Source organism: Bacillus sp. JJ1764 (assembly GCF_036962145.1).
Classification (GTDB): domain Bacteria; phylum Bacillota; class Bacilli; order Bacillales; family Cytobacillaceae; genus Neobacillus.
The window spans coordinates 1-8,918 of record NZ_JBALNY010000047.1 but is presented as its reverse complement, the minus strand read 5'-3'; the positions used below and the strand labels follow the sequence as shown (position 1 = coordinate 8,918).

The following is an 8,918-nucleotide window of genomic DNA, read 5'->3' as shown; positions in this document are numbered from 1 at the left end:
TTGAGCATTTTGTTGTCTCACTTCCTGGATGTTAGTTCCAGCAGAAGTTTTGTTAGGTTGTTGATTGAAGTTTGCCATTGTTATCACCTCCACAAAGATTAATGTTCCCATCTTTATGGAGATTATCCGAAAAAATTTAAACGAGTAATGAAATTCCTCCATCAACAATAATCGTTTGTCCTCTGATCATACTGGAATCATCGGAAATCAGGAACATCACACAATTGACAATATCCTCAATTTCAACCATCTTTCCGGCAGGGGTTTTTTCAGCTGCCTCCCGCAGCATCTCCTCACGATTTGGAAAATGCTTTAATGCTTCTGTGTCAACCGCTCCACCAGAAACAGCATTCACAATAATATTTTTAGGAGCTAACTCAACAGCTAGATATCTGGTTAAAGCCTCAAGTGCCGCCTTTGATACCCCTACTGCCGTATAATTTTCTAAATAGCGGATGGATCCAAGGGAACTAATGCTGACAATTTTACCGCCGCCGTTTTTTTCCATTAATTTTGCCGCTTCCTGTGCACAGAACAATAATGCTTTACTGTTAATATTTAAAGTCCAATCCCAATGTGACTCCTCGAGCTCCATTGCTGGCCGTTGTACTCCTGACGCCGCGTTATTAACAAACACATCTAATCGTCCAAATTCCTGTTCAATTTGTAAAAACATATCCTTGATTTTGCTTACATCACCAACGTTAGCTTTCACTACTAGGGCTTTTCGACCTAACGCTTCTACCCGCTCAGCCGTTTCCAATGCACCCTTTTTGGATCTTGCATAATTGATAACAATATCGTAACCTGCCTCTGCAAGTCTGACGGCCGTCGCTTTACCGATTCCTTTGCTACTGCCGGTAATTAGTGCTACTTTTTGAATCATAATCTTTTACCATCCTATCTTTGTAACTTTATTGTTTTATTTTAGCTTTTCCATGATGGGAAGACAATGAATAAGGGCAAAATAGAAAAGAAAGGAGTGAATCTATATGTATAATGGAAGAGATATGACTGAGCTTACCATGATGGCAAAATCGGATTGGAATAATGAAGAACTTACCTTTTTCCATCACGCTCTGCAGCAAATGACCCCTTACCTAAATAGCGAAGGACAATCCATACACCGACAAATCATCGAAGAAATTGAGCACCGCGGTGGTTTGAAATCGTAGTGTAAAAAGAACGCCGCTAAAACGGCGTTCCATTCTCCTTATATAGCTTCATTGTCTTTTGGTATGGAACTGGAAAGGCATACTCCGCCATTTCCTCAAACGAAACCAACTTCCATTCTTCATTCTCTTCTATTTCCGAATTGATTGTACCGGCATACACTTTTATATTCCAAATTAAATGAGAAAAAACATGCTCAATTTGCCCGATTAATTTATCTAACTGAACCTGTAACTGTAATGTTTCATGAATTAAGTCTTCTAGCCTTTCCCGTTCAAACTGTATAGGATGCCCAATTTCTATATTAGGGAATTCCCAAAGGTTAGCCAACAATCCGTTTGCGGGGCGTTTATGAATTAAAATTTTCCCGTTGTGATCCTTCAAGACAGCGGCTACTAGTTCCACACTGCGGGTCTTTGTTTTTTTCGTCTTTATGGGAAGGTCCTGTTGTACACCCTCTTCAAAGGCATGACAATGATCACGAACAGGACATAACAAACAGGACGGTAAAGTAGGAGTACAAATAAGGGCTCCCAGTTCCATTAATGCCTGATTAAAAGCGGATGGGTCTTCGTGTGAAATCAGCTCTCTAACTGCAGCTTCAAATACCTTGCGAGTTGAAGGCTTGGCTATATCCTCCCAAATGGAAAGGATCCTAGATAAAACCCTCATCACATTGCCATCTACTGCCGGTTCAGGTTTTCCGTAAGCAATGCTTAAAATAGCCCCAGCCGTATACGGTCCTACCCCCCTCAAACGGGAAATTTCTTCAGGAGTATTGGGAACTTTACCATTATATATTTCCTTCACTTCTCTGACAGCTGATTGCAGATTTCTCACTCTGGAATAATACCCCAAACCTTCCCAGGCTTTCAGCACTTTTTCCTCATCTGCATCGGCTAAATCACCAATAGTCGGAAACCATTCAATAAAGCGATTAAAATACGGAATAACAGTATCTACTCTAGTTTGCTGCAACATAATCTCCGAGACCCAAACCTTATAAGGATCCCTATCCTTTCTCCAAGGAAGATTACGCTGTTCAGCGTAGAACCATGAAATTAAATCATTTTGGAAATCATATATGTTGATTTTTTCGATATTTTTTAGTTCAATGAACATAACCTATTTTCCTCCTGCTAGTAAACAACACATAAAAAGGGAATAGTATAATAAGACAGTCTTGTTTTACGATAATTCAATTGGATGTGTTTTTCAAGAAATAATTTAAAGGAGGAGCTTCCTTGTGGATACAGGAACTCACGTTGTGATGGGCATTGCATTAGGTGGCCTGGCAACATTGGACCCCGTTGTAGCAGCTGATCATGCTACTGCGACTAGTGTGTTAATAGGAACCATTGCAGGTTCGCAAATTCCAGATATTGACACAGTTTTAAAACTAAGAAATAACGCGATTTATATCCGTAATCATCGTGGAGTTACTCACTCCATTCCAGCTGTTTTATTATGGCCGATTGCACTATTGGCGGTTATTTACCCATTTTTCACCAATGCTAATTTACTTCATTTGTGGGCCTGGACTTTTGCAGCTGTTTTTATCCATGTTTTTGTTGATATTTTTAATGCCTATGGAACTCAAGCGCTTAGACCGTTTTCGACTAAATGGGTTGCACTTGGAGTGATTAATACATTTGACCCGTACATTTTTGGAATTCACGTAGTGGGGATATTTATATGGATTGCGGGGGCTAACCCTGGAGTAACCTTCCTAACTATGTACGGAATTATCATTGGTTATTATTTCTTACGCTATGCAGCGAAAAAGCGGGTACTGGTTAAAGTAAGGACCCTCATACCTGATGCAACTGAAATTATAATCGCTCCGACGATGAGATTCCATCAATGGCGTATAGCAGCGATGAATAATGAATTATTTTTCGTTGGCCGTGGGAACGATGGAAAGGTTGAAATTTTAGATCGTTTCAAACGGGTTCCCGTTCCAAATACTCCGGTTATTGAAGCTGCTAAAAAAGATTCTAACATCTCTGCATTCCTGTCGTTTTCACCCGTATACCGCTGGGAAGTGGATGAGTTTGATGATTATTATGAAGTACGATTTATAGATTTACGTTACCGCAGCAATGGTCACTATCCTTTTGTTGCCGTAGTCCAGTTAGATCAACAGTTAAAACCAATCACGTCCTACACCGGCTGGGTATTTAGCGAAAAAAAACTGCGAAAAAAATTGGGAGTCATCCCAAGTTAAAAGCGGCGACTTTGGTCACCGCTTTTTTTAATGCAACGTATGCTTAGATTGCTGTAAATATATATCATATTTAGGATTAGTGCCCGCAAATTCATGCAACTTATCCCCATAATTTTCAATCCACTGTTTGACAATCCGCTCGGTCATTTCACTTCCCATATAGCCTTGTCCAGCTTTGGCATAAGATGTTTCAAAATCCTCCCATAGTAATTCAATCCAAGTTCTCGCTTGATTATAGGATAGGTATTCATTTTTATCCAATAATAACTTTGTTAATTTTTCATGATAGTCATTCATACATGCTCACCCTTTGGCAATTTCTTATAAACATAACTGAAAATATATAAGTTCATACTATGATTACGTGATCAGCATTGCATAAAAATCTTTGCTTTTCATGTTTCTCATTCCCTTTACTATGGAGGTATACCATGAGAAATAAAGCACGCAATTTCCCAAATCAAAATAACAACAAACTTGAGGGCGAGCCGCGGGCAAAGGCCGAATTTGCTTCAAGAAGAGCAGACGGCACCATTAATACCCACCCTCAAGAACGAATGAGAGCTTCCGGACAACGCGATGACGAATCACCTAATGTATGGAAATAAATATGGAGACACAAACCAGAGATGCCCTCTGGTTTGTGTTTATTTTAACCACTTTAATAGCGCGATAGGCAGGGCTTCCTCTTCACCGTTTCCTTTCAGACGGTACCCCCAAGCAAATACACCGTTCATATAGTCAATTTTAAAATATTCACCAGGAGATCCTTCCAGTTCATAAATTTCTCCTGGTTGGAACACAGTCGGGTCCATTAGATACGAACGGGCCATTTGCACCTTCCTTTCTAACACTGCAAACTCATTTACCATTCCTAGTTGTTCCGCTTTTCTTGCTTTCTCCTGGAGTGTTGAAATTTCTTGCCTTAATTCATACTCAGTCATTTGGCTGTATCGTTTCTCCTGCTCCATTTTTTTACCTCCCATGTTCCTTTTTATTTTAGTATAGTTATTATGTTGTAAATAATAAAGGTAAAACTATTGAGTTGGAGGTAAATTCAATGAAAACCATATTGATCACAGGTGCAGGATCTGGATTAGGAAAAGAATTAGCTTTCCTTTTTTCCAAAAAGAGTTATCACATTTTACTATCTGGGAGGTCAGCTGAAAAATTAATGTCGGTTAAAAAGGAAATTGAAGAAGCTGGTGGAAAAGCTGATACCCTACCATTAGATATTCGAAATCCTGAAGAGATTTCAAAAAAAATCGAAGAAATCAGTAATAACTTTCAAATATATGGATTGGTGAATAATGCAGGCGTCGGCCATTTTGGTCCGTTCCTTGAAATGTCAGAAGCACAAATCCTAGAAATGTGTGAGACAAATATCCTCGGTACAATCTTCATAACTAAGGCCATTTTGCCGATCTTGCAATCTAATGGGGAAGGGCAGATCATGAATATCATTTCGACTGCCGGATTACGTGGCAAAGTCAATGAAAGTGTATACGTGGCTAGTAAATTTGCTATTCGAGGATTCACAGAGAGCCTTCAAAAAGAATTAGAAGGTAGTGGCATTAAAATCAATGCGGTTTACATGGGTGGTATGAATACCCCCTTCTGGGAAGGAAGTGACCATATAAAAGATTTCTCCCGATTCCGTTCAGCACAAGAGGTTGCCGAAATCATTATCGATCAAATAGATCAGGATTCTATCATCATTGAAAGTAAAAAATCATGACAATTTTGTCATGATTCTTTACTTTCAGATAAATACCGCTCAATAAGTTCAATTGGAAAGCCTTTTCGGTATAAGGCTTGTTTGACCTTTTGCTCGTATTCAAATCCACTATACCCCGAATATTTTCTTTGGATTTTTTCTCCTTGATACCTAATTGCTTCAAATTCTTCATCCTTATTCGAGTCTTCCGTTTCCCTCAAGGCCAACTGGATGACTTCAAAAGAATAACCCTTTCTTAACAGCATCTGTTCAAACTTTTGTTTCTGAATTCTATAAGAATCCTTGGAATTTTTGTTAAAAAACTTTTGACTGAGCTTCATTGCTTTTTCAATCTGCTGTTCAAAAGAATATTCCTCTAAAGCCAACGAACAGATCTTTTCAGCAATTCCTTTTTCCTTCAGCTCCTGCCTAATGACCCCAGGGCCTTTATCCGTTGTATTAGCCTGTGTTCTAACATACGCAAAGGCGTATTCTTCATCATTAATGTATTTTTGCTCGGTTAATTTATGTAAGACTTCATTAATTACGGGTTCTTCCATTTCTTTTTTCAAAAGATAGTCCTTGATTTCTTTTTCCGATCTGATTCTTCTAGCCAAAAAATGAACAGCTAGATTATATGCTTTACGTATGTCATCTTGATATTGAATCTCTAAAAGTGAAAACTCATCAAGTTCCATGCCTTTTTTTAGCTGAAATTTTATTAAAACATCACTATCGACACTAAAGGCAAATTCCTCGCCTTTCCCCTTGTCCATAAAAATATTAAACCGATCAGCGTTGTTTTTTTGCGTGGTGATTTTTGTTATAATGGCCATTTTCTTCACCTCTCCCCTACTTTACCATAACTTGATTTGAAAAATATATTTAAAAAATCCGTATCAATCCCCCCTTTAAAGGTAAAAATGGAAGTGGGTACAAATTGTACCACTTTTACATAAAACTACAGTTAAGTTTGAAAGGAATGAGAAAAATGGGAGATAAGAAAAAGGATAAAAATCGCTTCAAGTATACTTTATCAAGCACACAGGAAGTTCTGTATCAACGTGAATTTAAAATGGCTGATAAGGCTGGAGGATTTACTGACCGGAAAACTAAATTATAAGCATTAAATTTTTTTCCATTAATGACCCCCTTCGCTTTTGTAAAAGCTAGTAAAGGGAGCTGATGATGCTCCTACCACTGCTTACAATTGAAAGGGGTTTTTATAATGGGTCGTGCACATGGACATAAAACTCGCGATAAAAACAAAGCATCACTTCCACAGGTGCCAAAAAACATGAAATCTGACGGCAATGACGTAGAATTTTCAAAAGAAATGGCTGATGGAGCAGATCTAGAAGCACTTGCTCGGGCTAATGCAGCTAACCAACGTGTTCAAAATCGCGGTCGAAAGTAAAAAAATAGAAGCAGGCACGCCCTGCTTCTTTCCAATTATTTATAAGGGGGAATGAATGTTATTTCAACAGGTTCCAAGGGGGAGGTAGTTTAGAACCTGGTAAAACCGTTAGTGTGTGTTACCATTTTTTACTGGTTCCTTTTTTAATACATTTTTAACATATGGTACGGCGAATCGGTCAAGACCGAAGTAATAAGCTCCTGCGCCTGCGAATAATAGAATCATGGCTGCTGTATAAAGAATAGGATTAGTGCTAGTTGTTCCGGCTAACATAAAGTTTAAGTTCATGAATGCACCTGCGATTAAAGCTGGAATAGTTGCCAAACCTACGACTAAGCCAATACCTACAAGTAACTCACCCCATGGAATTAATACGTTGAAGATATGCACATTTGGAATGGCAAAGCTTTGTAAGAAGTCAGCATACCAAGCTTGAACGGCTGGGTGTTCACCTGTTGCATTTGCTAGTGCCCCTTTTAAGAAGCCTCCTGCATCAAATCCACCTACTAGTTTATGATAACCAGCCTCGATCCATTGGAATCCAAGCCAAATCCTTAACACTGTCCAAACAACTGCTGCGATAGGGGTTTTATACCATCTCATCACATTCATCTCCTATTAACTTTTGAGTCCATACCCAATTTTTGTAAATCAAATGATAGGAAGTATTCAGCTAGCTGTCGACTGTAGTGGAGTTTGTGATTGCTTTCACTATCTCCTCTACACTTTTAATATACTCTGCAGCTACTAAAAAGACAACGACTTTCACAGTTTCTTAACATATTTATAGTGTAAATATGAATACACTGTGAACTAAATAACCTTCCTGTTATCAATCAAAATTGTGGATAATGTTGATAATGTGGATATTGGTCGAAATGTATTGTCAATCCTGATTATCGAGGAATTTTAATTTGTGAATAATTAAACACTGAACCCGAACCTACATTTTGTGGATAATGTGGATAATCCTGTGGAATACTCTTCACGCAGGACTCACCGCTGTGGATAAGCGTCTGGATAATTAAGCAGGAGCACCTTTTCTATTTCGGTGCTCCTGCTTATAAGACTTTTGCTGGTTTTTTTATTGGCTCATATTCTCCAAGAATGGTGAAATAACGTAGGGATCGTTCCTGTTGATTCAACTGATCGACATCACGTTTTGTAGCTTCAACTATAAAAGTTGTCTCGTTAATTTGCTCTAACCATGTAATCGAAGGGTGGATATAATTTTTCACATGACCATGAATCAACCACTGTTGTTTCGTTTCATTATTTTTATCTGAAATGGTGGCAGTGCCAGATTTTTCAGGTCGAGGTCCAGATGAGTTCGTTTGACAAACATATACTAAATCCTCAATCATGGCACTGGCGGTAGGAAACATTCCAGCTCCAGGGCCCTGCAATGTAATCCTGCCGACGATATCCGAATGGACATTAACTGCATTTTCCACCCCTTCCACATGGTAAAAAGGATGTTCTTTACCAACAACAACTGGTTTTACAATAGCAGTTAGATTATCTCCCGCCTTATGAATGCTGGCAACATGTTTAAACCTTAATCCTGCAAGTTCAGCTGTTTCAATTAACTCACTCGTAATCGAAGTAATCCCTTCCCGTTCCACTTCCTGCCAATTCGGCTGCTCGCCAAATGCAATTCTGCTAAGAATCATGCTTTTATAGAAGGCATCGAAGCCTTCGACATCATTGGTAGGGTCTGCTTCTGCATAACCATTTTCTTGTGCTTGAGTCAGTGCCTCTTGGAAGGACAGCTTTTTCTCACGCATTTCCGTTAAGATAAAATTGGATGTACCATTTAATATGCCCTGAATATACTGTACACGATTAATCTTTAATAACTGACCCAGTGTTTGAATCACCGGTATCCCACCGGCCACTGTAGCTTCAAATCCAACTGATACGTGATGTTCCTCTGCTAATTTCAACAGCTCTTCTCCGTGGTGGGCAAACATTTCTTTATTGGCTGTAATGATGTGGCAGCCCTTTTGAATGGCTTGTTTTAAATAAGTGAAAGTCGGTTCCTTTTCAACGATTGCTTCAAACACAATATCTAACTGCGGAAGCTGCAGGATTTCTTCAAAGTCTGTCGTTACCAGAACCTCTTCTTTAATATCCCTTGACTTCTGTTTATTGCGGACGAGTATGGAAGCAACTTCCACGCGTTTTCCCAATGTAGCCTGCAACTCATCCCCATGTGTTTGAATTGTCCGATATACCCCTTCCCCTACCGTTCCAAAACCTAGTATCGCCACCTTAATGACATCCATTTTCTGTTCACCCTTTCCACGTATTTTTTTTAAAGAAGACTCGGTTAAACTTGTCTGTTGATTTCCACCCTAGATGCAAGCGGTTCGTGGGCGTTT

13 protein-coding genes and 1 pseudogene are annotated in these 8,918 nt (G+C 39.0%); 6 read left to right on the top strand and 8 right to left on the bottom strand.

Features of this window, described 5'->3' with window-relative positions:
- Positions 1 to 78: pseudogene (locus V7083_RS07570) on the bottom strand (gamma-type small acid-soluble spore protein); the annotation flags it as partial.
- A gap of 58 nt (positions 79 to 136) precedes the next feature.
- Positions 137 to 886, bottom strand: a complete 750-nt coding sequence (fabL, locus tag V7083_RS07565; protein WP_438823705.1) for an enoyl-[acyl-carrier-protein] reductase FabL — start codon at positions 884 to 886, stop codon at positions 137 to 139.
- Positions 887 to 992: 106 nt separating this feature from the next.
- Between fabL and V7083_RS07560 the strand changes: the two genes are divergently transcribed.
- The gene (locus V7083_RS07560) at positions 993 to 1,175 is read left to right on the top strand and encodes a hypothetical protein (RefSeq protein ID WP_335476772.1); all 183 of its coding nucleotides are present in this window, start codon (positions 993 to 995) and stop codon (positions 1,173 to 1,175) included.
- Positions 1,176 to 1,191: 16 nt separating this feature from the next.
- Here V7083_RS07560 and mutY read toward each other — a convergent pair whose 3' ends face one another.
- Positions 1,192 to 2,295, bottom strand: coding sequence for an A/G-specific adenine glycosylase (mutY, locus tag V7083_RS07555; protein ID WP_335476771.1), 1,104 nt, complete (start codon positions 2,293 to 2,295; stop codon positions 1,192 to 1,194).
- Positions 2,296 to 2,419: 124 nt separating this feature from the next.
- Here mutY and V7083_RS07550 point away from each other — a divergent pair, with 124 nt between their 5' ends.
- Positions 2,420 to 3,400: a metal-dependent hydrolase gene (locus V7083_RS07550; RefSeq protein WP_335476770.1), complete on the top strand. Its 981-nt coding sequence runs from the start codon at positions 2,420 to 2,422 to the stop codon at positions 3,398 to 3,400.
- Between the two features lie 27 nt (positions 3,401 to 3,427).
- On the opposite strand, the gene V7083_RS07545 is transcribed toward V7083_RS07550, so the two are convergent.
- Positions 3,428 to 3,697, bottom strand: a complete 270-nt coding sequence (locus tag V7083_RS07545) for a YfhJ family protein (RefSeq protein ID WP_335476769.1) — start codon at positions 3,695 to 3,697, stop codon at positions 3,428 to 3,430.
- Between the two features lie 134 nt (positions 3,698 to 3,831).
- Here V7083_RS07545 and V7083_RS07540 point away from each other — a divergent pair, with 134 nt between their 5' ends.
- Positions 3,832 to 4,008, top strand: a complete 177-nt coding sequence (locus V7083_RS07540) for a small, acid-soluble spore protein K (RefSeq protein ID WP_335476768.1) — start codon at positions 3,832 to 3,834, stop codon at positions 4,006 to 4,008.
- 39 nt (positions 4,009 to 4,047) lie between these two features.
- Here V7083_RS07540 and V7083_RS07535 read toward each other — a convergent pair whose 3' ends face one another.
- Positions 4,048 to 4,371 carry a YfhH family protein gene (locus V7083_RS07535; RefSeq protein WP_335476767.1) on the bottom strand — a complete coding sequence of 108 codons (324 nt, stop codon included), beginning with the start codon at positions 4,369 to 4,371 and terminating at the stop codon, positions 4,048 to 4,050.
- Positions 4,372 to 4,460: 89 nt separating this feature from the next.
- Here V7083_RS07535 and V7083_RS07530 point away from each other — a divergent pair, with 89 nt between their 5' ends.
- Positions 4,461 to 5,138: an SDR family NAD(P)-dependent oxidoreductase gene (locus V7083_RS07530; protein ID WP_335476766.1), complete on the top strand. Its 678-nt coding sequence runs from the start codon at positions 4,461 to 4,463 to the stop codon at positions 5,136 to 5,138.
- Positions 5,139 to 5,146: 8 nt separating this feature from the next.
- On the opposite strand, the gene recX is transcribed toward V7083_RS07530, so the two are convergent.
- Entirely contained in the window at positions 5,147 to 5,953 is an 807-nt protein-coding gene (gene recX / locus V7083_RS07525; protein WP_335476765.1) for a recombination regulator RecX, read from the bottom strand.
- A 155-nt stretch (positions 5,954 to 6,108) separates the two neighbouring features.
- On the opposite strand from recX, the gene V7083_RS07520 reads away from it, so the two are divergent.
- The gene (locus V7083_RS07520; protein WP_335476764.1) at positions 6,109 to 6,240 is read left to right on the top strand and encodes a YfhE family protein; all 132 of its coding nucleotides are present in this window, start codon (positions 6,109 to 6,111) and stop codon (positions 6,238 to 6,240) included.
- A gap of 105 nt (positions 6,241 to 6,345) precedes the next feature.
- Positions 6,346 to 6,534, top strand: a complete 189-nt coding sequence (locus V7083_RS07515; protein ID WP_335476763.1) for a YfhD family protein — start codon at positions 6,346 to 6,348, stop codon at positions 6,532 to 6,534.
- Between the two features lie 108 nt (positions 6,535 to 6,642).
- On the opposite strand, the gene V7083_RS07510 is transcribed toward V7083_RS07515, so the two are convergent.
- Complete coding sequence (locus V7083_RS07510) at positions 6,643 to 7,137, bottom strand: DoxX family protein (RefSeq protein ID WP_335476762.1); 495 nt, start codon at positions 7,135 to 7,137, stop codon at positions 6,643 to 6,645.
- A gap of 458 nt (positions 7,138 to 7,595) precedes the next feature.
- Entirely contained in the window at positions 7,596 to 8,822 is a 1,227-nt protein-coding gene (locus V7083_RS07505) for a homoserine dehydrogenase (protein ID WP_335476761.1), read from the bottom strand.
- Positions 8,823 to 8,918: the final 96 nt, after the last annotated feature.